General features: G+C 66.8%; 28 protein-coding genes and 1 pseudogene. 15 read left to right on the forward strand and 14 right to left on the reverse strand.

Translation table 11 applies throughout. The annotated features are described in order from the left end of the window. Positions 1-160 precede the first annotated feature (160 nt). Positions 161-1,705, forward strand: a complete 1,545-nt coding sequence (locus ACFVMC_RS30260) for a flavin-containing monooxygenase (protein ID WP_379215919.1) — start codon at positions 161-163, stop codon at positions 1,703-1,705. A gap of 19 nt (positions 1,706-1,724) precedes the next feature. Here the strand turns inward: ACFVMC_RS30260 and ACFVMC_RS30265 are convergent, their stop codons facing one another. Beyond that, complete coding sequence (locus tag ACFVMC_RS30265; protein ID WP_379215920.1) at positions 1,725-2,426, reverse strand: enoyl-CoA hydratase/isomerase family protein; 702 nt, start codon at positions 2,424-2,426, stop codon at positions 1,725-1,727. Positions 2,427-2,747: 321 nt separating this feature from the next. Between ACFVMC_RS30265 and ACFVMC_RS30270 the strand changes: the two genes are divergently transcribed. After that, entirely contained in the window at positions 2,748-3,377 is a 630-nt protein-coding gene (locus ACFVMC_RS30270) for a hypothetical protein (RefSeq protein ID WP_379215922.1), read from the forward strand. Here ACFVMC_RS30270 and ACFVMC_RS30275 read toward each other — a convergent pair. The 3 genes from ACFVMC_RS30275 to ACFVMC_RS30285 form a co-directional block, all read right to left on the reverse strand. Further along, on the reverse strand, positions 3,288-3,701 hold the full coding sequence (locus tag ACFVMC_RS30275) for an ankyrin repeat domain-containing protein (RefSeq protein ID WP_379215924.1): 414 nt from the start codon (positions 3,699-3,701) through the stop codon (positions 3,288-3,290). The two genes, ACFVMC_RS30270 and ACFVMC_RS30275, sit on opposite strands and share 90 nt — an antisense overlap. Beyond that, positions 3,698-4,183, reverse strand: a complete 486-nt coding sequence (locus tag ACFVMC_RS30280) for a hypothetical protein (RefSeq protein WP_379215926.1) — start codon at positions 4,181-4,183, stop codon at positions 3,698-3,700. Before ACFVMC_RS30280 ends, ACFVMC_RS30275 begins: the two co-directional genes overlap by 4 nt. Positions 4,184-4,263: 80 nt before the next feature. Then, positions 4,264-5,748: a hypothetical protein gene (locus tag ACFVMC_RS30285; RefSeq protein WP_379215928.1), complete on the reverse strand. Its 1,485-nt coding sequence runs from the start codon at positions 5,746-5,748 to the stop codon at positions 4,264-4,266. Positions 5,749-5,864: 116 nt separating this feature from the next. On the opposite strand from ACFVMC_RS30285, the gene ACFVMC_RS30290 reads away from it, so the two are divergent. Further along, complete coding sequence (locus ACFVMC_RS30290; RefSeq protein ID WP_379215929.1) at positions 5,865-6,458, forward strand: TetR/AcrR family transcriptional regulator; 594 nt, start codon at positions 5,865-5,867, stop codon at positions 6,456-6,458. After that, the gene (locus ACFVMC_RS30295; protein ID WP_379215931.1) at positions 6,455-7,681 is read left to right on the forward strand and encodes a cytochrome P450; all 1,227 of its coding nucleotides are present in this window, start codon (positions 6,455-6,457) and stop codon (positions 7,679-7,681) included. The genes ACFVMC_RS30290 and ACFVMC_RS30295 overlap by 4 nt, the downstream gene beginning before the upstream one ends. Positions 7,682-7,691: 10 nt before the next feature. Here ACFVMC_RS30295 and ACFVMC_RS30300 read toward each other — a convergent pair whose 3' ends face one another. After that, a complete protein-coding gene (locus ACFVMC_RS30300; protein WP_379215933.1) occupies positions 7,692-8,333 on the reverse strand; it encodes a hypothetical protein in 642 nt (213 codons plus the stop codon). 49 nt (positions 8,334-8,382) lie between these two features. Here ACFVMC_RS30300 and ACFVMC_RS30305 point away from each other — a divergent pair, with 49 nt between their 5' ends. Genes ACFVMC_RS30305 through aat form a run of 3 tightly spaced genes read left to right on the forward strand, consistent with a single transcriptional unit; the run spans position 8,383 to position 10,700 of the window. After that, positions 8,383-8,793 (forward strand): ester cyclase, encoded by a 411-nt coding sequence (locus tag ACFVMC_RS30305; protein WP_379215935.1) that lies wholly within the window; start codon positions 8,383-8,385, stop codon positions 8,791-8,793. A gap of 25 nt (positions 8,794-8,818) precedes the next feature. Further along, positions 8,819-9,784, forward strand: a complete 966-nt coding sequence (locus tag ACFVMC_RS30310; RefSeq protein WP_379215937.1) for a hypothetical protein — start codon at positions 8,819-8,821, stop codon at positions 9,782-9,784. A gap of 58 nt (positions 9,785-9,842) precedes the next feature. Further along, positions 9,843-10,700 (forward strand): leucyl/phenylalanyl-tRNA--protein transferase, encoded by an 858-nt coding sequence (gene aat / locus ACFVMC_RS30315; RefSeq protein ID WP_379215939.1) that lies wholly within the window; start codon positions 9,843-9,845, stop codon positions 10,698-10,700. Here aat and ACFVMC_RS30320 read toward each other — a convergent pair. Then, positions 10,598-11,188, reverse strand: a complete 591-nt coding sequence (locus ACFVMC_RS30320; protein ID WP_379215941.1) for a TetR/AcrR family transcriptional regulator — start codon at positions 11,186-11,188, stop codon at positions 10,598-10,600. The two genes, aat and ACFVMC_RS30320, sit on opposite strands and share 103 nt — an antisense overlap. 55 nt (positions 11,189-11,243) lie before the next feature. On the opposite strand from ACFVMC_RS30320, the gene ACFVMC_RS30325 reads away from it, so the two are divergent. Continuing rightward, positions 11,244-12,230 carry an MBL fold metallo-hydrolase gene (locus ACFVMC_RS30325; protein ID WP_379215943.1) on the forward strand — a complete coding sequence of 329 codons (987 nt, stop codon included), beginning with the start codon at positions 11,244-11,246 and terminating at the stop codon, positions 12,228-12,230. Here the strand turns inward: ACFVMC_RS30325 and ACFVMC_RS30330 are convergent. The 3 genes and pseudogenes from ACFVMC_RS30330 to ACFVMC_RS30340 form a co-directional block, all read right to left on the reverse strand. Next, positions 12,218-12,895: pseudogene (locus tag ACFVMC_RS30330) on the reverse strand (GAP family protein); the annotation flags it as partial. The gene ACFVMC_RS30325 and the pseudogene ACFVMC_RS30330 sit on opposite strands and share 13 nt — an antisense overlap. 204 nt (positions 12,896-13,099) lie before the next feature. Further along, the gene (locus ACFVMC_RS30335) at positions 13,100-13,615 is read right to left on the reverse strand and encodes a class I SAM-dependent methyltransferase (RefSeq protein WP_379215944.1); all 516 of its coding nucleotides are present in this window, start codon (positions 13,613-13,615) and stop codon (positions 13,100-13,102) included. Between the two features lie 95 nt (positions 13,616-13,710). Then, the gene (locus ACFVMC_RS30340) at positions 13,711-14,223 is read right to left on the reverse strand and encodes a nitroreductase/quinone reductase family protein (protein ID WP_379215946.1); all 513 of its coding nucleotides are present in this window, start codon (positions 14,221-14,223) and stop codon (positions 13,711-13,713) included. 156 nt (positions 14,224-14,379) lie between these two features. On the opposite strand from ACFVMC_RS30340, the gene ACFVMC_RS30345 reads away from it, so the two are divergent. Beyond that, a complete protein-coding gene (locus tag ACFVMC_RS30345; protein ID WP_379215948.1) occupies positions 14,380-14,928 on the forward strand; it encodes a hypothetical protein in 549 nt (182 codons plus the stop codon). On the opposite strand, the gene ACFVMC_RS30350 is transcribed toward ACFVMC_RS30345, so the two are convergent. The 3 genes from ACFVMC_RS30350 to ACFVMC_RS30360 all read right to left on the reverse strand — a co-directional run bounded on the left by ACFVMC_RS30350 (position 14,916) and on the right by ACFVMC_RS30360 (position 17,234). Then, the gene (locus ACFVMC_RS30350) at positions 14,916-15,599 is read right to left on the reverse strand and encodes a TetR/AcrR family transcriptional regulator C-terminal domain-containing protein (protein ID WP_379215950.1); all 684 of its coding nucleotides are present in this window, start codon (positions 15,597-15,599) and stop codon (positions 14,916-14,918) included. The genes ACFVMC_RS30345 and ACFVMC_RS30350 overlap by 13 nt on opposite strands. Before the next feature lie 95 nt (positions 15,600-15,694). Further along, positions 15,695-16,582, reverse strand: coding sequence for an LLM class flavin-dependent oxidoreductase (locus ACFVMC_RS30355; protein ID WP_379215952.1), 888 nt, complete (start codon positions 16,580-16,582; stop codon positions 15,695-15,697). Positions 16,583-16,700: 118 nt separating this feature from the next. Then, entirely contained in the window at positions 16,701-17,234 is a 534-nt protein-coding gene (locus ACFVMC_RS30360; protein WP_379215953.1) for a hypothetical protein, read from the reverse strand. A 76-nt stretch (positions 17,235-17,310) separates the two neighbouring features. Here ACFVMC_RS30360 and ACFVMC_RS30365 point away from each other — a divergent pair, with 76 nt between their 5' ends. Beyond that, on the forward strand, positions 17,311-17,718 hold the full coding sequence (locus ACFVMC_RS30365) for an SgcJ/EcaC family oxidoreductase (RefSeq protein WP_379215955.1): 408 nt from the start codon (positions 17,311-17,313) through the stop codon (positions 17,716-17,718). Between the two features lie 17 nt (positions 17,719-17,735). Here ACFVMC_RS30365 and ACFVMC_RS30370 read toward each other — a convergent pair whose 3' ends face one another. After that, positions 17,736-18,821: a tetratricopeptide repeat protein gene (locus ACFVMC_RS30370; protein ID WP_379215957.1), complete on the reverse strand. Its 1,086-nt coding sequence runs from the start codon at positions 18,819-18,821 to the stop codon at positions 17,736-17,738. A gap of 45 nt (positions 18,822-18,866) precedes the next feature. On the opposite strand from ACFVMC_RS30370, the gene ACFVMC_RS30375 reads away from it, so the two are divergent. Together ACFVMC_RS30375 and ACFVMC_RS30380 are read left to right on the forward strand one after the other, a co-directional pair. Continuing rightward, positions 18,867-19,439, forward strand: a complete 573-nt coding sequence (locus tag ACFVMC_RS30375; protein ID WP_379215959.1) for a GNAT family N-acetyltransferase — start codon at positions 18,867-18,869, stop codon at positions 19,437-19,439. A 69-nt stretch (positions 19,440-19,508) separates the two neighbouring features. Continuing rightward, positions 19,509-20,189, forward strand: coding sequence for a hypothetical protein (locus tag ACFVMC_RS30380; protein WP_379215961.1), 681 nt, complete (start codon positions 19,509-19,511; stop codon positions 20,187-20,189). Positions 20,190-20,208: 19 nt separating this feature from the next. Here ACFVMC_RS30380 and ACFVMC_RS30385 read toward each other — a convergent pair whose 3' ends face one another. Further along, entirely contained in the window at positions 20,209-20,859 is a 651-nt protein-coding gene (locus ACFVMC_RS30385) for a hypothetical protein (RefSeq protein WP_379215963.1), read from the reverse strand. A 157-nt stretch (positions 20,860-21,016) separates the two neighbouring features. Here ACFVMC_RS30385 and ACFVMC_RS30390 point away from each other — a divergent pair, with 157 nt between their 5' ends. From ACFVMC_RS30390 to ACFVMC_RS30400, 3 genes are all read left to right on the forward strand, one after another. Next, a complete protein-coding gene (locus tag ACFVMC_RS30390; RefSeq protein ID WP_379215965.1) occupies positions 21,017-22,024 on the forward strand; it encodes a fused (3R)-hydroxyacyl-ACP dehydratase subunits HadA/HadB in 1,008 nt (335 codons plus the stop codon). A gap of 214 nt (positions 22,025-22,238) precedes the next feature. Continuing rightward, complete coding sequence (locus ACFVMC_RS30395; RefSeq protein ID WP_379215967.1) at positions 22,239-23,927, forward strand: fatty acyl-AMP ligase; 1,689 nt, start codon at positions 22,239-22,241, stop codon at positions 23,925-23,927. Then, positions 23,924-25,222, forward strand: a complete 1,299-nt coding sequence (locus ACFVMC_RS30400) for a MupA/Atu3671 family FMN-dependent luciferase-like monooxygenase (RefSeq protein WP_379215969.1) — start codon at positions 23,924-23,926, stop codon at positions 25,220-25,222. Before ACFVMC_RS30395 ends, ACFVMC_RS30400 begins: the two co-directional genes overlap by 4 nt. The last annotated feature ends 20 nt before the right edge of the window (positions 25,223-25,242 follow it).

Raw genomic sequence — 25,242 nt, forward strand, 5'->3', positions numbered from 1 at the left:
TGCGCCGCGTGTCATCAGAATTCCCCGCCGCACAAGCCTCTCGGCCCCCACTACCGATTGGGGCCCAACCGATTCCGCGCCGATTCGACCCGGCGCACCGGTTGTGGAAACCTCGAGCTGTCTCCACAGCGGGCGGAGACGCGATCGTGGAGGAGCCGCATTGACGACAGGGAACGCCGGCCGACCGAACGGCGCGGCAGCGCCCGAACACCTCGACGTCGTGATCGTCGGGGCCGGGATATCCGGTATCGGCATGGGGCGATACCTTCGAACCTTGTTGCCGCACAAGCAGTTCACGATTCTCGAGGCTCGCGCCGACCTGGGCGGCACCTGGGATCTGTTCCGGTACCCGGGGATTCGATCGGATTCGGATCTGCACACCTTCGGCTACGAGTTCAAACCGTGGCGCGGTACGGAATCGATCGCCGACGGTGCGCAGATCATGACCTATCTGCGGGAGACGGTCCAGGAGAACCGGCTCGAGCAGAGCATCCGCTACCAGCACCGGGTGGTCGACGCGGCCTGGTCCTCGGAGCAGGCGCGGTGGACGGTGCGGGTCGAACGCCAGGACACCGCGGAACAATTCGATCTGACGGCGACCTGGCTGGTCAGCGCCGCCGGATACTACAGCTACGACGCGGGCTACATCCCGGATTTCCCTGGGCGGCACCGTTTCACCGGAACCGTCGTGCACCCGCAGCACTGGCCCGCGGATCTCGACTACCACGGTAAACGGGTGGTGATCATCGGTAGCGGCGCCACCGCGGTCACCCTCGCGCCCGCACTGGCGGCGACGGCCGCCCATGTGACGATCGTGCAGCGCACCCCCACCTATGTGCTTCCGATGCCGAAGAAGGACGCGATCGCCAATACGCTCAAACGGGTGCTCGGTGTGCGGCGCGGCTATGCCGCGACCCGGCGCATGAGCGTCGCTCGTGACTGGGCGCTGTGGTCCTTCTGCCGGAAGTACCCGACCGCGGCGCGGCGGATCATCCGATCCGCCAACGCTTCTCGACTACCCGCGGGCTTTCCGGTCGACGAGCACTTCAACCCGCCGTACCACCCCTGGGACCAGCGCCTGTGCGTGGCGCCCGACGGCGACCTGTTCGACGCGATTCGCCGGGGCGAGGCGTCGATGGTGACCGAGCAGATCGCGACCTTCACCGAGAACGGGATCCGGCTGGCATCCGGACGCGAACTCGACGCGGACATCATCGTCACCGCCACCGGCTTGAACCTGCAATCCTTCGGCGGTGCGCGACTACGTGTGGACGGGCAGACGGTCAATCCGCCCGACACGGTCGCCTACAAGGGCCTCATGCTGTCCGGCGTGCCGAACCTGGCCTACGTGGTCGGGTACACCAATATTTCCTGGACTCTGAAGATCGGGCTGCTGGGCGAGTACTTCTGCCGGCTGCTCGGCCACATGGATTCGCACGGCTATCGCGTCGCTCGCGCCGAAGTCGCCGGTCCGGCGATGGAGTTGCGTCCGGTGCTGGACGGCGCGGCCGGCTATGTGCAGCGGGCGGTGCGCTACCTGCCCAAGCAGGGCGACCGGAAGCCGTGGCAGACCTCGCTGCACTACCGTGACGACGCCCGATTGCTGCGTGGGCACGGGGTCGTCGACCCCGAATTGCACTTCGATCCGGAGGACGTTCCGGAACGGCTCTCGGCCGCCGATTCCGCGAACCACCCGGCCCGCTGACCGGATTCGGCCGAATGCCCTACGCGCGCTTGAGAAGAGCGTGGTCGGTGTAGCCGACGACCGGTTCTTCCAGAGCGTCGACCGCGTGGCGATGCAGGGCCGATTTGATCTCGGCGAGCACCGGGCCGCGGGTGGGCGCCAGCGATCGGGCGTATTCGACGGCGGCCGGCAGGACGCGGTCGGATTCGGCGGTCGCGTCGATCAGGCCCGTGGCGAGTGCGTCCGGAGCGCCGTAGCGGCGGCCCGAGACCAGCGCCTCGTGCGCCACCCTCGCGGGCAGCCGGGAGCGGAGCATGGCGACGGTCGCGTAGGCGTAGTTCGCGCCGAGCGTGACACCCGGAAAGCAGAAGTATCCGCGGTCGGCACGCATGACGCGATGGTCGTGGGCGACGGCGAGGAAAGCGCCGGCGCCGAAGGTGTGGCCGTTCAGGGCGGCCACCACCGGCATCGGCAGGGTGAGGACGCGTCGAAACAACTGCTGTACCTCGGTGAGATACCAGTCGGCTCGTTCCGGGTGACCGGCACACCAAGCCAGGTCCGCGCCGGTCGAGTAGTGCTTGCCGTCACCGGTGGTGACCAGCGCCGCGGGACCTTCGCTCGCCAGCGCCTCATCGAGCAGCCCGTTCATCGCGGCCAGCCAGTCGGGATGGAAACGGTTCTCGGAGTCGCGCTCACCGAGGTGAATGATGAACACATCGTCTTCACGCCGCATGTATGGCATCGGGGCAACCTATCGCAAACACTCGTTCCCGCTCGGAGCGACACGCCTTTGCCTGATTCGCCCGATCAGCTGGTGTCACAGGCGGTTTCGGCACCTGCTGCGTTCCGGACCGGAAAATCCGGACAACCGCCCTGAAATGGGAGTTTCCGGAAATTCCCCCCGTCGGCACTGTGCGGCGGCGTCGAAGTTCCGTAGCTTTGCGGCAGAGCGGAGGCGATGTCGGCACGGAGGGGAGCCGATATCGCCTCCGACTCGATAGATATGGTTAATTGTCAGCGATTCTCCCGGTGATACGTCGACTTCTCCACAAGGAGCAACAGCATGCCGGTTATCGGGTTCCTACACACCGCGGACCAACACGTCTCGACATTTCGGGCACTACTCGCCGAGATCGCGCCCGCCGTATCCGATCGGCATGTGGTCGATGGTTCACTGCTCGACAACGCCCGCGCGGGCCTGCCGTACACCGAAGACCTACGGGACCGTCTCGACGAACTCGCCGAGGCCGATGTCATCGTCTGCACCTGCTCGACGATCGGTGGCGAGGCCGAACGGGTCGACCCGTCGGTGCTGCGCGTCGATCGAGCGCTCGCCGCCGCGGTCGTCGGCTACGCCCGGGTCGGCGTCGTCACAGCTCTCGAGTCGACGCGGCAACCCACCGGCTTGTTGCTCGCGGAACAAGCAGCCGCCGCCTGCGTCACACCGACATTCATCGACGCACCCTGCTTCGACAGCTGGGAGCACCTCGAAACCGGTGACCTCTCCTCCTATCATCGGGCGATCGCCGACCACGTCCTATCGATCACCGCGGACGTCGATGTGGTGATGCTGGCCCAGGCATCGATGGCCCCGGCCATCGAACTACTCGGCGACCTCAGCGTTCCTGTGCTCGCCAGCCCCCGGCTGGGAGTGCTCGGCGCACTCGAGCGCCTCGGCGAGCCGAACGCCTGAAGTGATGTGCCGCTGCAACAGTCGTATCGCCAGGTGGTGGCCGTAGTACCCGGCGAGGTCCGTCGGTGTGCGCCCGGCAGGATCCGCGAGGCGCGGGTCGGCACCGAAACCCAACAGCACCGCGGTGGTGTGCACGGTCATCGGATCTCCGGTCTGCCAGGCACTGTCGCCTTCGATATCGATCGCGTGCGTCAGCAACGTCATGTCCCCGTGGACCTCGTCCGGATCGACACCGTCGGCCAGCAACCGCGCCAGAGTCTGCACGTCCTCGAGTTCCACAGCCTGGTGCGCCGGCGTGAACGGGTTACCCACGACCGCACTCACAGTTCGGACCATGCGATCTCGGGCCACGGCGGGATCCGTCCGGCCAGCAACTGGAGATGGAAGTCGGGGCCGTCGTGGGCTCGGCCTTCCTCGGGATCGGTGAGCTGGCTGATCGTGCACAGGTAGTCGCCGTTCGGGAGTTCGATACGCGATCCGTACACGTCCTTGTCGTCGTCCACGGCGGAGTCCGCGAATTGGGCGGCCATCGTGACGGTTTCCAGATTGACCACGATCAATTCACCGCCGGTCACGGCGATCGGGCCGGTGATCTGCCTGATGATCGGCAACCGCGGGTCGACCGGGGAATCCGACAGGTCGACACGCCACTGCTCCTCGCCGCCGGTGCCCCACAGCAGGATCGTCCGCTGCCGCATCTGCGAGTCGACCCGCTCGAACAAACCCTCCAAGGTCCACTCCGCGCCCACGAAAGACGTGTATGCGTGCGGGTCGACGAGACCGAGAAAGCCCGAGTCGTCGGTCATTTCGTCGATTCGATGGTGAAACCGCGTCAGTGCCATCTGCCCTCCGGATTCGGACTGTACAGGTCGGCCGGTTCGGGATGCTAGATCAGTACGGCTCCCATACGAACTCGGTGTCTGGCCGCGATCGGCACCGCCAGGACGCCGGTGCCGACGACATGGGTGTGCGGACCGAATGTCTCGGGCAGTACCGACAATCGGGGTGCGGCGCCTTCCACGCCGACCTCCCATTCGGCGGGCTCGGGCTGCGGTGACTCCTCGGTGGTGACGTAGAGTGCCGCGTCAGGTAAGGGATCCCGGCCGAAACGCCGACGCAGCGTGTTCACATCGCGCGCGAGGTCACGGGCGGCCGCGGCGGCCAGCGTGGATGGTCGCGGGGTGCGGTGTCCTCGGCCGTGGTCCTCGGCCTCGAGCCAGGCACTCAACGACTCCCGGGTCGGTGCCGGGCCGAGGGCGGCGGCCTGAACGAAATCGATCTCGTCGCCGAAAACCACGCAGTGCACCCGCATTTCGCCATCCTGAGCCACGCACCACTCGCTCGAGAAGTCGATATCGCAGACCTGTTCGTAGAAGTGCGCCGCCCCGAATCGCCGGCTCAATTCGACGCACCGCCCGGAGCAGCCGTCACGGGGTCGCCAGTCGCCCACCACCAGCGTCCAACCGTCGAACGCGGGAGTGACGAAGACCTCGTGATAGTCGTAGCCGACGCCCCACTCGTCGTCGTAACGATAGAGGTCGGTCGTCGTATTGATCGGCCGCCGGCATTCCGCCTTCGGGTCGCGCGCGTGGTCACGCCATGCGGCAAACCCCATGCGCAGGGTCGCCGGGATCGGATCGCAGAGCCCGAGGGCATCCAGCACCGCCGCCTGATCGGTGGTGGGCAGTGCGAACCATCCGCGCTGGAGCAACACCGGTTCGGGCACTTCGGCGGCCTGCTTCGTCCGGATCAGCCGACGGACGACCGCCAGATCGGCCGGATCGAGGTAGTGCCAGCCGAATTCGGCCAGCAGGGCCAGGGCCGCACCACGGGCTCGGGAGCGGGACGCACGCACCTCGCGTAGCACGCCGATCATGCCCGGACCGCCCTGCGCCAGATTCCGAAACGCTTCCCAGCGCACCCATTCCGTCGAGCTGGTCAACAGCGCCACCAGTGCCGCGACGTGGCAGCATCGTCGCGCGTCCGCTCCCTCGGGATCCCAGCCCCAGTGCTGGATTCCGGGCTCGCGCTCCGCCGCAGGGGGAAACCGCGGTAGTCGAGTCCTCGCAGGCAAACCCAGCAGCCCGCCTATTCGATCGCGGAAGCCATCGTCCTCGGTGTGCGCGAAAGCCTGCCAGAAGTAACGGAACTCGACCCAGGGATACCGCAGCGATCGCAGGACCTCGATGACATCCGGCCAGGCGTAAGCGTATTCGTCCTCATCCAGGATCTCGATCGCGACCCGGACGTGCGCAGTGACATCGTCCTCCGCGATCCGGCGCAATTCGCCCTGCGCCTGTCGCCGAACCGCCGGGTCGCGATCGACCAGCAGCATCCCGAACTCACCGGCTTCAATTCCTCTGGAACTCACACGCGCACTGTAACTTCGAGCACCGACGAGGCCCGGGCGCAGAAAGATCTCCCTGGGCATCGCCGGGCGACAAGCGTATGGTTGAGATGTCCAAGTGCTTGATTGGAGAAGCCGCCGTGGACAGTACCAAAGAGCGGATCGTCGCCGAGGCGTTGCGCCTGTTCGCCGATCAGGGGTATGCCTCGACCAGCGTCGCCGCGATCGAGGAGGCCGCTGGGCTGTCCCCGCGATCCGGCGCCCTGTACACCCATTTCGCGTCCAAGGAGCAGGTGCTGTCGGCGGCCGTGGAGGCAGCGGTCCGGCTGGCCGAGACCGGGTTCGCGCTGGCGCCGATGTTTCCGCTCGGCAACCTGCGGGCCGAATTGATACTGGTGGCGCGGGGGTCACTGCTGCTGATGTCCAACTGGCGCAACCTCATCCGCGTGATGATGAAGGAATCCGAGCAGTTTCCCGAGGTGATGGCACAGGCCCGGGAACGGCTGTTCAACCCTTCGTACCGATTTCTGGCCGACTGGCTGGCGGGCCGGGCGGCGCAGGAGCAGCTGCCCGACCGCGACTTCGAGGCCATGACCACGATCTGGCTCGGCGCCATCGAGAACTACTGGGTGATGACCAACGTCTATCACCATTCCCCGTTCGCAACGACCGACCAACGGTTCGTCGACGAATGGGCTGATTCACTTCTCACCGCTCTGGGGGCGAAACCATGACCGGCACCTTCGATCTCAACAGTCCCGACACGATCGCCGATCCGTATCCGAGTTACGCGTGGCTGCGCGAGCACGCGCCGGTTTATCACTCCGTGGATCCGGATCTGTGGATAGTCAGTCGCTACGACGACGTCCGCGCCGTCGTCCGCGATTCGCGGCGCTTCTCCTCGGCCGTCGCGGCGATCGGTTCCGACCCGTTCAATCCGACCGCGTCACCGTGGCTGTCGGCTGTTCTTTCGCGTCTGCCCGCGGCACGCGTATTGCTGACCAGCGATCCACCCGATCACACGATGTTGCGCCGCAAGGTCTCCCGCGCCTTCGTACCCCGGCGAATCATGGAGTGGGAACCGCGAATTCGCGAGGTTGCCGCGGACCTGGTCGAGCAGATGTCCACCGATCCGAACCCCGATCTGGTGCGCGATCTGGCCGCGCCGCTTCCGGCGATCATCATCGCCGAGATGCTGGGTGTACCGGCACAACGGCGGCACGACTTCAAGCGGTGGTCGGATGCACTGATCGACGGGCTACTCACCGGCGGCAGCCGCACCGCGATGATGCGCGGCGCGGCGGCGATCTCATGGTTCTTCTATCGCACGATCCGGCAACGACGCCGCGCGCCCGACGATGACCTGATCAGCACCTTGATCGCGGGCGAAGGCGAGGACGCGCTGTCCACCGCCGAAATCGTGAACTTCTGCATCCTGCTGCTGGTCGCGGGCCACGAGACGACGACGAACCTGATCTCCAACGCCGCCCTGGCCCTGTTCGAGCGTCCCGATCTTCGTGCCCGTGTGCACGCGGAACCCGAACTGGCCGCCGCAGTGGTCACCGAGACCCTGCGGTTCGACGGTCCGGCGCAGGCGCTGCTGCGCGTGGCCGACACCGATATCGATCTCGGCGAATCAACTGTTCCCGCAGGCTCTTACATATTGCCGCTGCTCGGTGCCGCCAACCGCGACCCGCGCCGGTTCGCCGACCCCGACGAGTTCCGGCTCGATCGGGCCGAGGCCGGGGAGCATCTGGCCTTCGGCGCGGGTATCCACTTCTGTCTGGGCAGCGCGCTGGCCCGAATGGAGGCCACCGCGGCCATCGAGGAGCTCATGCGCCGGGCGCCGGCACTGACTCCGTCCGGAGCACCCGAACGCATCGCCAGCCCGGTACTGCGAGGGCTGCGCAGTCAACCGGTCCGGCTCGGCGCTACGACCGAACCGAATCACCTCTAGTACGTTCGCCCTACCGCTCCGCATGCTCGGCGAGCGCGGCGCGGACGAGAGCACGGGCCGCCCAGCTCATGGCCTCGATCGCGGATTCGGAGTCCAGGCGGGCGGTATCGCGCAGGCTGATCATGGCCTCGGCGCCGAATACCATGGTCATCGCCTGCACCAGTCGCTGGAACTGCCTGGGGCCCAGTTGTTCTCGGAGTGGCTCGAGGGCGAGAGCGGCCAGATCGAGGCGGTTGGTGCCGCGAGTCGGCGTGCGGTCGGATTCGGGGATGTCGAGTTGCGCGAACCAGCGGTCCGCGGACGCGCGCACGACTTCACGCCAGAGGACCTCATCACCGAGCTGGGCGGAGGCCAGCGCGCGGACAACGCGGTCGACGCGTTCCTCCGGATCCGCGGGCAGGTCGTCGAAGCCGACAGTGCGGGCGGTCCAGTTCTGCATGATCGCCACGTCCGCCCACAGTGATTGCCGGTTGGGGAAGTAGCGATGCGCCGTCGCCAGCGACACCTTCGCGGCGGCGGCGACCTCGGCGATCGTCGGGGACCGGCCGTCGCGCGCCAGGGCGATGGCGGCGTCCATCAGCGTCTGCCGGGTGCGTTGCTTCTGGTTTTCGCGCCCGCCGGCCACAAATCCCTCTTGACGTGAGTAGTCCATACTCATCATGATAATCAGGTACTCATAAATGACACAGGGAGGGATCGTCATGACTCGTGATGAGATGGACGCGCTGTTCGCCGAGCACTGTGCCGCCGAGGCGGCAAAGGACGTGGTCACCGCGGTCGCCACCCTGACTCCCGACGCCGAGCACGATGTCGTCGGCGACCCACAGGGGGTGCTGCGGGATCCGACGGCCGTCACCGAGCGCTACCGCGGGCTCTTCGATGCGCTGACCGAGGAAAAGTTCGTCACGCTGCGCCGCTACTACGGCGACGACTTCTTCGTCGACGACTCGCAGTGGTCCGGCCGGGCGCCCGGGACGTTCGCCGGCATTCCCGGCGGAGATCGGCCGCTGACCTTCCGCATCCTGCACGTGTGTGAGATCCGCGACGGCAAGATCAGCCGCGAGAACGTCTGGCTCGACTTCGCGGCCATCATGCAGCAACTCACCGCGTAATCCGAAACTCCCCGAGGAGGCTGACATGCCGCTCATCATGGCCGGGCGAAACACCGGACACGGGCACACTGATGATCAGCGAGTCTGGTGGTCGCGAACCTACGACGGCAACAACTGGAACGGGATGAACGAGGTACCGGGCGCCAATTCGTGGGCCGGGCCGACACTGGCGACCTGGCGGGACAAGGTCTACATGGCCTTCGGCGGCGTATTCGCCAGCGGGTCCGAGGACCGGAGTATGTCGTGGGCGAGCTTCGACGGCAACTCCTGGACACTGCCACAGAACATCCTCGACCGCGAGATGCGGTTCAACCAGACCGCGACCCGCCCCACTCTCATCGCCCGGTCCGACCTGCTGCACCTGTACTGGACCGGGCATCTGGACAACTTCGGTCAACCGGATCACAAGATCTACCACGGGGTCTTCGACGGCCAGTGGCACAACGCCGGAGCACTGCTCAATGGACTTCCCCTCGCGGCCAACGGAATTCGGCTGTCCAACCACCACAGCTCGGAGGTGTACCTGCTCACCAGGGAAGGCGAGAACATCATCCTGTACCGGTCTACCGACGGCTCCAATTTCTCCGCCGACAACCGGACTTTGCTACCGCACCGAACCATAGGCATGCCCACCATCGTCGGGCATCCGGGCTTCATGAACGCGACACTGATGCTGACCTACGGCAAGCCGGGCGCGCCCGAGCTGTTCGGCTCCACCTCCACCGACCGCGGCCACACCTGGGGCGCGGAGTTCGCCGTCACCAATCACCGGGGCTCCCTGCCCCTTTACGGCACCTGGGGATCGGCCGACCCGTTCGCGGTGTGGCGCGGCCCCGACAACGGCGTGTTCGCGGGCCGCCCCACACCGGGGCCGAACTGGCGGGACCCGGCCACCGGCACCACCCTCGCACCCGATCAGCAACCGGTCTACCAGCTCAGGAGCCCCACCGTCCCCGAGCTGGCGGCGCACGGCGACATGCTCTTCCCGTAGCCGCTACGGCTTTCGTCATCGCCGACACCGCTGGGCTCAGGTCGGTAATCTCGGTTCGGTGACCGACGATGCCGACCTGATGCGGATGCATCTCGTCGATCCAGACCAGCCGTTCCCACCTGTCGAGTTCGCGGATCCGTCCGGATTGGTCGCCTTCGGCGGCGATCTGTCGCCGCAGCGGTTGCTGGATGCCTATTCCGCGGGGATCTTTCCCTGGTACAACCCCGGCGAGATCATCCAGTGGTATTGCCCGGACCCGCGGAGCATTCTGGTGCCGACCGCTCTGCGGGTGAGCAAGTCCTATCGCCGCTCGGTCACCAAGGCCGACTATTCGGTGACCATGGACCGCGCTTTCGCCGAAGTCATGACCCAGTGCGCCGGCCCGCGCGCCCAGGAGACCGGGACCTGGATCGGCTCCGATATGCAAGCGGCCTACCGGCGACTGCACGACCTCGGTCACGCGCACTCCGTCGAGGTGTGGCGCGAGGGAGATCTGGTCGGCGGCCTCTACGGCGTGGCACGCGGCCGCTCCTTCGCCGGTGAATCCATGTTCTCCCGCGCCCGCGACGCCTCCAAGATCGCACTGTATTGGCTCTGCACCCAACTCGCCGCCTGGGACTTCGCCCTCATCGACTGCCAGATCACCTCCGGCCACCTCACCTCGCTCGGCGCCGTCGACCTCCCACGCGCGGACTACCTTGGACCTGCACACCCGGGCGGCCACCCACCCCGGCCGCCCCGGGCCCTGGAAGTTCGACATCCCGGTCCCCCACTCCCCCGCCCACTCGAGCTAGTTGCGAGAACCCCGCTGTCTCAGCGCAATCCGTTGAGCACGAGGTCGAGTTTGGCGAGCAGGACGCGGTCGAGTGCGAACTCGGTGTCGGCGTGCAGCCAGCGGTTCAGGGTTTGCAGGTAACAGTCGTAGACGACTTCGGCGGCGAGGTCCGCGTCGATCGCGGGATCGAAGTCGCCGTGCCGCTGGCCCAGCCGGACCGCCTCGGCCAGCGCCGACGGCGCTATCGCGGCGGCGAAGAATCCGCTGTCGCGACGGAGCCAGCCGTCGGAGATCGCCCGGGCGACCCGGCTCTCCTGTTCGTCGTAACCGGCCATGCGGCGCACCAGACCAGTGAGCCGCTCCCGGGCCGGAAGATCGCGGAATGTCTCTTCTCGCAAGAGATTCGACAGACGCTCCTGGCGACGATCGACCCAGGCACGGACGAATTCCTCCTTACGCGGGAAGTAGTTCAGCACGGTCTGGCGCGCGACATCTGCCTGTTCGGCGATTCGATCGATGGTCGTCGCCTCGAAGCCCTGCGTGGCGAACAACGTCAATGCGGTGTCCAGCAATCTGTTTCGGGTCTCCATCTTGCGCCGCTCGCGTCGGCCGGGCTCTTTCGCTGCCATGGCTCGAAGTGTACTGTCACCTAAACTTAGGCTGTAGACTAATTTAGGGGGAATCGTGCCTATCCCGTTCACTCGCGGCCTGCATCGACTCGGTGCGGGAGCGTTCGCTTACCTCGAGCCCGACGGCTCGTGGGGTCGCAGCAATGCCGGACTCGTCACCGACGGCGACGAAGCACTGCTGATCGATACCTTGTTCACCTTGTCCCAGACCGCACATCTGCTGAGATCGGTCTCCGATGAGCTACCCGAGGTGACCATCCGGACACTGGTGAACACGCACGACGACCCCGATCACTGGTGGGGCAATCAACTGGTGGTCGGCGCGGAGATCGTCTCCTCGGCCGCGGCGGCTCGGCAGATGAGTGAGAACCGGTTTCTGGCAATGCTTCTCGACGAGAAGCTGCCTGCTGGGCTACGCGACTGGATGGCTCCGATCGTGGCCGAATTCGACTTCACCGGCGTCGAACCGACCCTGCCCACGCGGACCTTCAGCGAGGCGCTCGAAATTCGGGTCGGCCGACGAAGTGTCCAGCTGCTCGAGGCCGGGCCCGCGCATACGCACGGCGATGTGCTCGCCCACCTGCCCGACGCGGGGATCCTGTTCGCCGGTGACCTGCTGTTCGCCGGAATCCATCCGGTCATCCACTCCGGTCCGATCGATGGCTGGATCGCTGCCTGCGAGATAATCCTCGACCTGGACGCGCACACGATCGTGCCCGGTCACGGGCCGGTCGTCGGCCCCGCCTATGTGCGGTTGTTCGGCGAATACCTGCGACGGCTGCGCGACTATGCGCACCGGTGCCACGCCACCGGCCGCACCGTGTCGGAAGCCGCGCGCGGATTCGACTTCACTCGATGCCAGAACCTGCTGGGCCCGGAGCGCGTACTCCTCGACATCGGAGCCGTCTATCGTGAATGCGGCAGTGCGATAACCGAACCGGAGCTGCTGGGCATGCTGCCGGAGTTCGCGGCGACGCTGACCGCCGCCTCGGATTCCGGCGTAGTAGCGAACAGCAGGACGGGTGGTTGGAGCGCGGAATAGTTGCGCAGGGCATCCCAGACGAGCACCGCCCCGAAGATCAGGAACAGGATGCGCACCGAGATCGAGCCGAAGCGGTTCAATCCGCGGACTGTCGCGCGATAGCAGCGTTGGGCTCGGCTGGAGCGTCGCGTCGCCGTGAACAGCACCAGCAGCGGTGGCAGCAGCGCTATCAGGCAGTAGGCGGCGACGATCAGGGGCCACAGCGCCGGACGTGGCTCGCGCACCGAGATCATCGCCAGCGCGGCCAGATACGGGACCGCGGTCGGTGCCTGCACGATCCCGATCCCGGCGCCGACCAACCCGAGCAGCACCGGTCTTCGGCGGGCTTCGATCGCCCAGGCGGGCAGCTCGCCCGGGCCGCGCGGCAATCGAACGGCGCCGAGCACGAGCAGCAGCGCGCCGACGACGAGTTCGGCTCGGTAGCGGACGGTCGGCGTGAGGTCGAAGTCGACCAGATCCGTCAGGAAACTCACTCCGAGCACCGTGCAGATACCGAATGTCGTGGTCGCGAGGAAGATTCCCGCGATGAAGCTCGACGCCCCGGGGACCGGCGAGCGGCGGCTCAGACGGCTGTCGAGGACCACCGCCGCGGTGATACCCACGTTCAGCACATGCAGCGAATCGAGGGCGGCGAATCCCGCCAGCGCCAGGAGGAAGATCAGCATGACGACACCGACCCTAGCCTCGAGCGGCGCGGGTGCGATATTTCCGGCTCGCGCTGCCTCAGGGTTTGACGGCCCGCAGGGTGTAGCTCAACGGAAGCCGCTCCGGGTGCGCGGTCAGCCGCCATTCGCCGGCGGTGTCGGGCCGCATCCGGCCGGGTAGCGCGTTCCACGGCACACTGGTGTGCTCGGTGAGTCCGGTCAGGGTCAGGCCCGCTTCGAGTACGGCGGTGACGATCTCGCCGAGACCATGATTCCACTCGTGCGTGGTAGTGGCGGTGAACCGGACATCGGAGTCGACGTAGGTGCCCTCGTCGGCGAAGACCATCGGCTCGGGCAGCTCGAAAGTAGGGGTAGGTCGAATCGCTCGACGCCGAGCGCGGTCCGGGCCTCGTAGACATCGGACTCCACGAATTCGATCGGCGTGCCGGTCTGTTCGGCGAGGCGGCGCGCCTCGGCCAGCGACGCCGAGGAGAAATCGAGCCCGGTCATCCGCGCACCCAACCGGGCCAGCGAGAGGGTGTCGGTCCCGATGTGACATTGCAGGTGCACCGCGTCCAGGCCACGCACGGGGCCCAGCAGCGGGAGATCGAAACGCACTACCTCGCTGAGAAATTCGGGATCGCCGCGCAGGCGGTCCACCTGGTAGTCGGGCGATGCGGCGTGGGCCGGTGCGCGCTCGTCCCAGTTCGCTTTGTTCAGCGTGCGGTAGTCCTCGGTCACGATCGTCACTGTCGCACAGCGACGATCCCTCGTCACGAGACTTTCCGGTCGAACGGCGACCGGAAAGCACCGGTCAACCGTTCGCCCGTGAACGCTCAGCCCTCGCCGTCGAGCGTCAGCACGACCAGTGGAATCGGCCGGTCGATCTTGGATTGGAAATCGGCGAGCAGCGGGTTTTCGGCCAGCACCCAGGCCGCGAACTCGTCGTACTCTTCGGCTTCGAGCACCTTGCCGGTGGCCTGATAGGTCTTCTCGCGCAGTTCGACGGTGACCTGCGGATTCGCCTTGATGTTGTACCACCAGGCCGGGTACTTGTCCTCGATGAACGAGCTCACGTACATGGTGTCGCCCCGGTACAGGGGGCCGAGCGGGGTCGTGTGCCGCTTGCCGCTCTTGGCTCCGGTGGTGGTGAGCAGGATGAGATCGCCGCCCGCGTAAGCGCCGCCCACCTTGCCCGAGTTCTCCCGGAACTCCTTGATCACGTCATCGTTCCAGTTGGCGATGCCGCCCTCCTGATCCCACGCCTGGTTCCAGGGCGCGTTCGGATCGTCGTAGTCGGTGATCTCGGGCTGATCCGGCTGTCCCACGGTCGATTCGGTTTCGCTCATGAATCGAGTATGTCGGGCGGATAGGACAGTTACGGTCCTAAGTCGGCAGCCGGTCCGAATGTGCCGCGAGGTGATACCGCAGCAATCTGTTGAACATAGATAAATAGCCGGATAAGCTGAATTTTATCTTTGTTCAAATCTATCCGAGGAGCTGCTGTGCCCATCCCCGTAGCCATCGCCGGGCTGTTGCAATCGGTGCTGGCTGGACTGTTCGTCGTCATGCTCGTCGCCTACCGGACCGCCGGGCCGCGCGCCCAACGGGCCGCGATAGCAGAGACGACGCGCCAAGGCGTGCCGCCGGAGGTACTCGACGAGCACGGCGTCCGGCTCGACGAAGGCCGCGCCGGGTTCGTCGTCGGCTATGCGATCGCCGCCGTATTCACGACCCTGGCCGTACTCAATCTGGCCGGTAGCGAGATCGGGCGGATCTCGACCTGGATCGTGCAGCCACTGGCGTTGATCGGGGTCGGCTATGTGACCACGATCCAGGTCTTCGCCATCCCGATGACCGCAGCGGCCTTCGCCGGACTGGACGATCCTCGAGCCCAGCGCCTAGATATCCGGGCCGTACTGCGCGCCGCCGCCGACACACTGCCGTCGTGGTATCGGCCGGCGACAGTAGCGCGCTGGCTGCTCGCGACCGTGGGTTCGGTGGTCGTGATCGCCGCGCTCGCCTTGCCCGCAGCGAGCAACTACTTCTCCTGAGTGGCAGCCAATCGGGCTCGGAGGCCATCCAGCACGGTTCGCAGTCCGAATTCGAAACCGCTGCTACCGGGCAGGGTTTCGACAGGTGCCGACGAGTTCACCCGGGCACTGAGCCGAGGGAACTGCGCGGCGATCTCGGTGGCGTAGACGAGCGCATCGGGTTGCCGCGCGCCCGGGTCGCCGCCGTCGCGGCGCACCCTCGCCTCCCAAGCCCGCTCGGCGGCGGCGCCCTGTGCCGCGCCGATCACGTACATCAGCAGGGTCGCTGCGGCATGATCCGCGTCGCGGCCGGCGAAACCCGCACCCTCGAATACCGCAAGACCGCATTCGTCGAAACGCGCCTTGCCCGGCCCATAGATCACGTGCGTGCTCATGGCCGCAAGCAGCCAGAAATGCCGGCCGATCATCTCGTGCACCTCATGCGCCAAAACCGTTGCCGCCGATTGCCAATCCGTGGTCGCGGCGTCCGGCAGCTCGATCTCGTGCCACACCAGATCAGCGGCGAGAGTGACCAGCTCGTCCTTGTTCTTCACGTAGTAGTACATGGCCGTCGACGCCACACCCAGCTGAGCACCCAGCCGACGCACGTTCAGCCCGGCCACCCCCTCGGCATCGAGCACCTCCACCGCAGCCCGGAGGACCTGCTCCTTGGTCAACGTCTCTCGCGGCACACCGTCACCGTACCCAGGGGCGGCTCCGAATCCAGGTACCGGCCTGCCACCGGTCCGCATCCGCGCGAAACGCCCGCCGCAGCGCGATTCGAGCGTCAGGATCGTGCGGCCACCACCTCGGTCGCCACCTCGAGGAAATTCGGGTCGGTGACGGCCGGGACCAGGATGAACTCGTCGCATCCGGCGCGCTCCGCGCCGTCGAGAATCGCGGCGAGTGTCTCGGGGGTCGACGCCCGCGTCGTCGCGGCGATCATTTCGGCCAACTCGGATCCGAGAAAGCGGAGGTAGCGGGCGGTGAAGGAACGCAGTGCCGCCGCGGCATCGGTGACGCCCAGTGCGGTGAAGCAGCCGCTGACCTTGCGCGGGGGCGTCGTCCGACCGGCCTCGGCCCAGCATCGGTCGGCGAGGTCACCGGCCGCCGCGATCTCCTGCGCCGCGCCGGAGATGCTGAAACCGGAGATGCCATCGGCCCATCGCGCAGCCCGGCGCATCGCCTTCGGCCCCATCGCGCCCGCAAGGATGATCGGCCCGCCCGGTTGCACGCACGCCGGTCCGACCGGATCCGCGCCCTCGAACGGCGGATCGCCGGCGAGTAGCGACCTCAGCTCGGCGACCTTGTCGTCGAGCTGCTGGTGCCGCCCCCTGAAATCCGCGGCGAGAGCGCGATAGTCGTGCTCGCGGCCGCCGACTCCGACGGCGACCTCGAGGCGGCCGTTCGCCAGCTGATCGAGGGTGCCGATCTGTTGCGCGACCATGGCCATCGGATGCTGCGGAAGCACCCAGAGATTCGCCAGGACCCGCACGCGCTCGGTGACCGCCGCGCACGCGCCCAAGGTCGCGACCATCTCCGGATTCGAGAACGTCACCCGCTCCCCCACCGAAACGCTCGAGAACGGGCCCGCGTCGATTCGCCGAGCCCAGTCGCAGGTCGTGCCCGGCCCGTAGCCGGGAGCCATCTGCGGAAGTGCGACACCGATCTGCATGTGCCGACCCTGTCAGACCCGGCCGGAGCCGGTCGGATAATCGCCGATTCCCGACCGGCTACACGTCGCGATCGGTCCGGCGTGACTCATGCGGCGGAATCGATCGCAGCGCCGTGCATTACAACGCGATGATCAGCGCTCGCTCGGCAGCGTCCGCGTGTGCCAGGTATCCACCGGTGAATCGCTCGTCCATGGTGACCTCGGTACCGAGCGCCGGCAGGGGCAGATCGGGGGCATGGTCGGGCAGCTCGATCTCGGCCAGGACCAGACCGGTGAAGTCGTCGTGGAACTCGTCGACGACGAACGTATGGCCGCCGAACTTCCACACACGCCGCGTCTTTCGCAGTGTCACTGCGGGGAGCAGGCGGAGTGTTTCGTACTCGGGCTCGTCGAGGTAGATGTTGGTGATCGCCGCCGTGGAAGGGATATCCGCGTCCGGACGGACCTTCTGGCAGAACTTGTAGACGACCTGAGAGCCCACCTCGACACGTCGCAATCGCAGCCGGGTGCCGACGATATAGCGGTCCTCGATGTACCGAGGATCTACGGCCTCGGCCGGCACTGCCGGAAGCAGGAATCGTCGCTCCCGTTCGACTTTGGCGTATTTCCCCGTACCGGGTCGGCGGAGCCAGTGCACCACATCATCGTTCACGCCCGCGAGACTATCGAGGTAGACCTGCCGACTGGTCGTTTGACCTCGAGCGGACTCGAGGTTGGAAGATAATAGCATGACGAACGCCGATATTGATCAGGCCGAAGAGATTGCCGCCGTTCACGCCGTCGTGGCCGCGGTGGAGAAGGCGCAGCGCGCCGAGGACGCCGACGCGTTCCTGGCCCTGTTCCATCCCGATGCCATCTGGACCACCGGCGGCGGCAGATTCCTCGATGGGCTGGAGGAGATCTCCGAGTTCACCCGCGCCGTGCTGCCCGGCGCGACCAAGGACGGCTACGCCACCTACGAGCCGTTCTTCATCCGCTTCATCCGGCCCGACGTCGTCGTAGTCAAGGTCCGCCAGCAGTACTTCGATCATGCCGGCGAGCTTCAGGCCGAGGGTTCGCCGCTGTACGGCATGACCGAGGAGAACGGCCGCTGGCTGCTCACCTTCTGCCAGAACACCCCGGTCGTCGACCACTGATCAGGTCCACGGGCCGGTCAGCCTTGCCGCTGACGATCTGCACGCAGGCGCTCGGCTGCCCGGTCGATCGCGGTGGCTCGATCGGCAGCCGGGTCGTTTCGTTGTTCGAAGTCGATGAGTCTCTCGGCTGTCGCCCGGCTGCCCAGCACAAGGGTGAGCAGAGCATTCAGATCGTCGACCGGCGGTCTCGTCGAACGGCTCGGTGCAGCGATCGAAGTCGCGGGTTCGTTCGGGGCGGCGGCTCGGTGGCGCCACAGTTCGGCTTCCTGAGCATTCCCGTCCTTGTGCAGCAGCGTCGCGAGGCTGTTCATCGCATCGCGATTGCCTGCCACGGCGGCCCTACGGAACCAGAGTCCGGCCTCGATCAGGTCGCCGCGATTTCGGTGTCTGTGCTGCCACCGTTGCGGCCGGCTCTGTCGGGAAATCCGGTTCTGCAACAGTCGCGCCAGGTTGTTCATCGCGACAGCGTCACCGGCCTCCGCCGCCCGCTGCATCCAGTGCAGCGCACCGTCGAGATCATCCTGGGCGAGCGCCGAGGTCGCGAGAGCGTCCAATTCGGCGAATGATGGTCTGCGATCGGGTGTCTGGTCAACGGCGCGCGGGCGCTGGTGTTGCGGGGCACCCACGACAGAGGGAGCAGCGGATCCGGTCGACGCCCTCGTGCCCCACTTGAAACCCGCCACCGCCGCGAGGCCGGCCCCGACAACCACCAGGCCGATCGGCAGCATCCCCTCCGAGGACTCACGACCTCTACGGTGAGCTTCGACGGCCTGCTCGTAGCTGGTCACCCCGACAGAATCTCCGAAACTCCAACATTCCGTGCCGGGGGTCATGACCTCCCCGTCGCACGTCGGCTCGGCATCGGGATCCTGGAAGGCCAGGATGGTGCCGACAGTGGTGATCACCAATCCCATCGGCACGGCCACCACCGCGATCAGCAGGCACAGACCAGCTATCAGCTGCCGAAGATCAATGGACATCGATTCTCGCCTTCGGATGGTCTGGGCAGAACCTCTGCATCGTCGTGCTCGGCCGCGAATCTGTCCACTCAATTTGCCGGTGCTCGAGCATGTTTCCACACTGGGCCAGCTGGCCGGCAGCAAATATCGAGTTGCCGCGCTGCGCAGTGGAGCGCCAGTATCGCCGACATGGACGTCGAATTCGGTCCCGCTCTCGCGGTAGGTGTCGCTCCCCCGCAACGAATCGTTCTGGCGGACCTGCTGATCCGTCGCTGGCAGCCGGAGGATCTGATGGCGCGATTCCAGGCGATCACGGCGTCCTACGAGCATCTGCATCCGTGGATGCATTGGCTCGCCACACCGATCACTGTGGAGCAGCAACGCGCACGCTCCGAAACGTGTGCCGCGAGTTGGCCCACTGCCGACCGCAGCTTCGACTACGGCATCTTCGCCGGTGACGGCACTCTGCTCGGCGCGACCAGCGTGCACGACTGTCTGGGCCCCGGCGGGCTGGAAATCGGCTACTGGTGCCACGTCGCGCACGCCGGTCGCGGTGTGGTGACCCGCAGCGTGGGCGCGTTGACTCGAATAGCCTTGGAACTAGCGGATATCGACAGGGTCGAGATCCATTGCGATGAGGCGAATCATCGCAGCGCCGCCGTCGCCCGCCGGCTCGGGTATCACCTCGATCGTGTCGAGCCTCGTGAGAAACGCGCGCCCGCGGAATCCGGTCGCGGAATGTACTGGGTCAAGTACCGGTAGGCCCGCATTGTCGGTTCGTGCGGCTATCGTCTCGAAACGCGGGTCGTCCGGATAATCGATGGGAGCACAGTGGGATTCACGATTGTCGACCTACCGGAACCGCAACTGCTCTGGGATGAGTGGGCGGTGTGTGCGGCTGTGGACAACGCGACGTGTTCCGGAGGTGCGGTGCGGGTGCAGGAGTCGAGGGCAGGGCATCGGTTCGCGCACTATGACGATGGTGGCGGCAACTGGGCGGAGTTGGTGCTGCTACCGGATGACCGCGCGGTGTTGTGCGGGCGCGACCCCGAATTCTCCCGTACCTACTTTCGCGAGGATACGGCGGGCGTCGAAGAGACCGATGTGCTCGCCGGGGTTCCGGAATGGTGGCGGAGCGTGATCGCCGATCTCGACAGCGACCCGGCGAGTTGGGCACCGGTCATCTCCTTCGCCTACGGATTCGATGGAAACCGATGGCAGCGTGTCGATTACGACGTCGACGACGGATTCGAGGGCGCGATGCCGGACGCTGCGCATCGTGTCCGGGAAAACCTGATGGATGCCGCACAGAGCGCGCTCGACTTGGATCGCGGGGAACTCGAACCCGACCGGGCGGCGCTCGAGGATTTCGAACCCGACGAGGCGGCCCTGGATGCGTTGTGGGCGGCCGGGCGTCACCTGAGCGCCGAGCACCTGCGCGCCGTTTTCGGCCCGATCGCCGCTTTCTGCGATATCGACGAGGGTGTTCGCACCGCCGCCGAATTCCGTTGACGCGCCGGGCTGACCCGCTTCAGGAGGGGCGGCGGTAGCGGTCCGGGTCGGCGCGGATGATCTCGCAGGCGCGGGTGTGGTCGGCGCGGAGATGGCCGGGGTAGTCGGCGGGGTCGAGGGTCAGCCAGATCGAGAGGGCGTGGCGGGTGTCGGGGGAATCGCGTGCCAAGAATGCGGCAAGGCACGCGGTGCGGAATTGCCGGTGCAGGTCGTTCAGGCTGTCCTGTTCGGCTTGGCTGCTCTTACTCGGGATTCCGCGGCGGGCATCTTCCCAGCTGTCGTAGCCGAGCGGAGGTTGCGCCCAATACCAGGCCATGGTGGCCCCGATCTGCTCCGGTTCACTGCCTTCGCGTAGATAACGCACGAGCCTCTCCTGCACCGGACGATAGCCGAGAACTCGGACCAGCGGGCGGATGAGCTGGTTGATGCCGCTGCGGCATTGGTCGTGCACGGCGACGTGGAGCAGTCGATCGGCGTGACTGCGAGTGGCCTGTGCGTCGGCGTCGGCGGCTTGGCCGAGTCGGAAGCGTTTGACCTCGCAGCGGTGGTGCTCGCCCGCACCGCTCACACCCGGTGACGGCTCCCGATCCGCACCGAAGGTCGCGAGGAGGCTGTCGAGCAGGGGCTCGAAAGCGCGGGTGCGGTCGGCCGGGTCCGGAATCATCTCCATGCCGACCATCGTGCCGGGGCGAACTGGTACACGTCACCATCGACAGCGCTTTCGGATTGGGGATAGGAGAAATTCGGCAGCGATGCGAGTTTCTCCGCCCTCCGGCGTGGATACCGTGGCCCGGCCGCGTGCGCGGTGAATCGATGGAGGAGGTTCGGTGGAAGCAGCGTTCGATGTGGCCGGGCTGGTCGGGCATCGCTATCGCACCGACGATTTCTACGAGGTGGGGCGGGAGAAGATCCGTGAGTACGCGCGAGCGGTACAGGATTTCCATCCGGCGCACTGGAGCGAGGACGCTGCCGCCGCGGCCGGGCACCGCGGCCTGCTCACCCCGACCACGTTCCTGTCCATCGCCGCGATGCTGGCCAACCGCCGGCTCATCGCGACGCTCACGACCGGCTACGACATGTTCGTACAGACCGATCAGCTCTTCGAACTGCACAAGCCGGTCCTCGCGGGCGACCGGTTGGTCATCGACGTCGAACTGTCCTCGGTGCGCCGGATCGCGGGCAAGGATCTGCTCACCATCACCAATACGTTCACCGACCCGGCCGGCGAGATCGCGCAGACCATGCACACCACGGTCGTGGGCATCACCGGCGCGGACATCGATGCCGGTATCGGGCCCAGGATCGAGCGTGTGATCATGAACGGACTCGACGCGATGCCCCGAACCACGAGCACTCTCGACAGCGGTCCGCAACACCAGCTTTCGGCGGTCTCACGAACGCGCCTCCCGCACACCGCCATTCGATTCGAGGACATCACCGACGGGTATGAGCTACCGGCCCGCACCGTTCACCTGACGCGCGGAGATCTGGTGAACTACGCCGGAGTCTCCGGTGACGCCAACCCGATCCACTGGGACGACGGTATCGCCGCCCACGCGGGCCTGCCGGACGTGATCGCGCACGGCGTGCTCACCATGGCCCTGGGCGCGGGATTCGTCACCGACTGGCTCGGCGACCCCGCCGCCGTGATCCGCTACGGAGTCCGGCTCTCGAACTACACCGTCCTCGCAGCCGCCTCCACCACCGGGATCGAATTCACCGGCCGCGTCAAATCGCTCGACCCCGCGACCAGGTCCGCCGTGGTCGTGATCGTCGCGAAATCCGCCGGGCGCAAGGTCTTCGGCCTTGCCACCGCCGACGTCCGCCTCGCATAGCCGCCGGGCCCGTGCGCGGGTCCGGCAAATGTGGTCAATAGACCAAACTCTGAAGCCCGCCGCCGAGTGGAGCCCGGACACGATCGGGTGATCGGCGTTGTGCGAGGATGTCCTGCGCGCGAGGCCGATCGCCTCCGCTGCCGGGCGCCTTTCCGCAGGCCCGAACATGTTTCGTCCAGGTGTGGTCAAAGCTGATTCGGGAGGTCGTGGGTCGATGGGGTATGAGCAAGCACGGGGGACGCTGGCCGAGATTCTGGTCCGGCGGGCGAGCGAGCAGGGCGACCGGGTCGGGTACACATTCCTCGACGGACAGGGGCGGCGCGAGGTCGAGGACTATCGGCTGCTGCTGGAACATGTGCTGTGCGTGGCGAATCGGTTGCAGCGCAGCACGGCGCCGGGGGATCGGGTGCTGTTGCTCTGCCCGCCGGGGCTGGACATGGTGCACGCGTTCCTCGCCTGCCTGTTGACGCGCCGGGTCGCGGTGCCGCTGTATGTGCCTACCTCGCAACGCCATTCGGACACGGTGACGGCGATCGCACGGGACAGCGGCGCGGCGGCCGTCATCGCGCCGCACTCGGCCGCGGCGGTGGCCCGGGACCTGCTCGGCTGGCCGGACGAGCAGATCATCGACAGCGCGGCGACCGAACGCGGCGCTTCGCTCGGGCTGCTCGACACGGCGCTGCCGGACGAGAACGACGTGTCCCACCTGCAATACACCTCGGGGTCCACGGGTGCGCCGAAGGGTGTGGTGGTGCGCCACCGCAATCTCATGCACAACCTCGACTGCCTGCGGCGCGGCCTCGGCCACTCCGCAGACAGCTCGGCGGTGCACTGGCTACCGCCGTCGCACGACATGGGGCTGGTACTGGGGATTCTGTCGCCGTTGTTCGTCGGCTACCCCGCGACGCTGATGGCGCCGGAGACGTTCCTGCGGCGGCCGCTGGTCTGGCTGCGCGAGATCGCGCAGCACACGAATACCACTGCGGGCGGACCGAATCTGGCCTTCGGGATCTGTGCCGAGCGGGTGTCGCGGGCCGAGGCCGAACAGCTGGATCTGTCGCAATGGAAGGTCGCCTTCGTCGGCGCGGAACCGGTCAATCCGACTGTGCTGGACCGGTTCGCCGACACGTTCGCCGCGAGCGGGTTCCGCCGGGAGAGCTTCTTTCCCGGTTACGGGCTCGCCGAGGCCACCCTGTATGTGGGTGGCGGTCCGGTCGGATCGGGCCTGCGCACACGCTCGTTCGCCGGCGCGGATCTGGAAAAGGGCCGGGTGGTGGACGAGGCAGGCGGCCGGGAACTGGTCGACTACGGCCCGGTCCGCTCCGGCGCGGCGGCGATCGTCGATCCCGTGACACTGTGCCGCGCCGAACCCGGGCGGGTCGGTGAGATCTGGCTGGGCGGAGCGAGTATCGCCTCCGGATATTGGAACAAGCCCGAGGAGAGCGGGCAGACGTTCGCGGCCGAGATCACCGGCGAGCCCGGGACGCCCTATCTGCGGACCGGCGATCTCGGATTCCTGGCACAGGGCCACCTTTTCCTCTGCGGACGCCGCAAGGAGATGATGATCATCAACGGGCGCAATCTGTTTCCGCAGGATGTCGAGTGGACCGTCGAGTCCACCCATCCGGCGCTGCGCCGCGGCGGCTGCGCCGCGCTGTCGATCGAGATCGACGGCGAGGAACGGCTGGTCGTCATCCAGGAACTCGAGACCGAACTCACCGACGACGCCGCCACCGCGCTACAGGCGTCGATCCGGTCCGCCATCAGCCGTGATCACGCCGTAGCGCTCCATCGAGTGGTCTTCGTGGACAGAGGCAAGGTGCTGAAAACGACGAGCGGCAAGATCCGCCGCTCGCAGCTGCGCCACCTGTACGCCGAGGAATTCGAATCGAGGGCCATATGAGCGAACCACGAGACGACGCCGATACCACGACCTTCTTCCTGGACTGGGCGAAGCAGCGCCTGGGACTCGAGGCCGTGGACCCCGCGACACCGCTCACCGCGCTCGGCCTCGATTCGGTCAAGGCCGCCGAGATGTTGACGATCCTGGAGGATCGGTTCGATATCGAACTCTCCGCCGAGGACATCTACGGCGGCATGTCCGTCGCCGATCTGGTCACCGCGGTGGCCGAACACCGCGACCCCGCGGCGCGCGGCGGGGCCGCACTCGATTTCGGGCTGTTCTTCTTCGCCAGCGACGCACAGCAGGCCGACGCACACCGCTATCAGCTGTTGTTCGACAGCGCTCGTTTCGCCGACGCACACGGTTTTCACTCGATCTGGTTGCCGGAACGGCATTTTCATTCCTTCGGCGGCCTGTATCCGAATCCGGCTGTGCTCGGCGCGGCGCTGGCGGCCATCACCCGCCGGGTGCGGATCCGGGCGGGCAGCGTGGTACTGCCGCTGCACAATCCGGTGCGGGTCGCCGAGGACTGGTCGGTGGTCGACAATCTGTCCGACGGCCGGGTCGATCTCGCGTTCGCCACCGGCTGGAACCCGGACGATTTCGTGCTGGCCCCCGACGACTACCGCACTCGGGTCGATGTCACGCGGTCCGGGATGGCCAGCGTGCAGCGCCTGTGGCGCGGGGAGCCGATCGCGCTGCCGAACGGCGTGGGTGAGCCCCGTTCGGTGCGCATCTTCCCGGCCCCGATCCAGCCGGAACTCGCCACCTGGGTGACCTGCAGCGGCGGCGTGGAGCGCTTCGAGATGGCGGGTGAGCTCGGCGCGAATGTGCTGACCGCCCTGCTCTTCCAGACCGTGGACGAACTCGCGGACAAGATCAACGCCTACCGCAAGGCGCGCGATCGCAACGGTCTGGATCCCGACGCCGGGCAGGTGACGGTCATGCTGCACACCTTCGTCGGCGCCGACGACGCCACGGTGCGCCAGACCGTGCAGGGACCGTTCAAGCGCTATCTCGCGGACTCGGTCGATCTGTGGCGGCGGGGTGCGGAAAGTCTCGACTCCCTCGACGACCGGTCGCGAAACAAGGTGCTGGACTTCGCTTTCGAGCGCTACTACCGCACCAATGGGCTGTTCGGCAGCCCGGATTCGGCCTTGCCGATGGTCGAAAGCCTGCGCCGGGCAGGCGCCGCCGAGATCGCCTGTCTGATCGATTTCGGTGTGGCCGCGCCGACCGTGCTCGACGGTCTGGATTCGCTGGCCATCCTCGCGGGCAAAGCACGTTCGCTGTGAGCTCTCGATCCGCAGGAGGC

This window comes from Nocardia sp. NPDC127579 (assembly GCF_042672005.1).
GTDB lineage: Bacteria > Actinomycetota > Actinomycetes > Mycobacteriales > Mycobacteriaceae > Nocardia.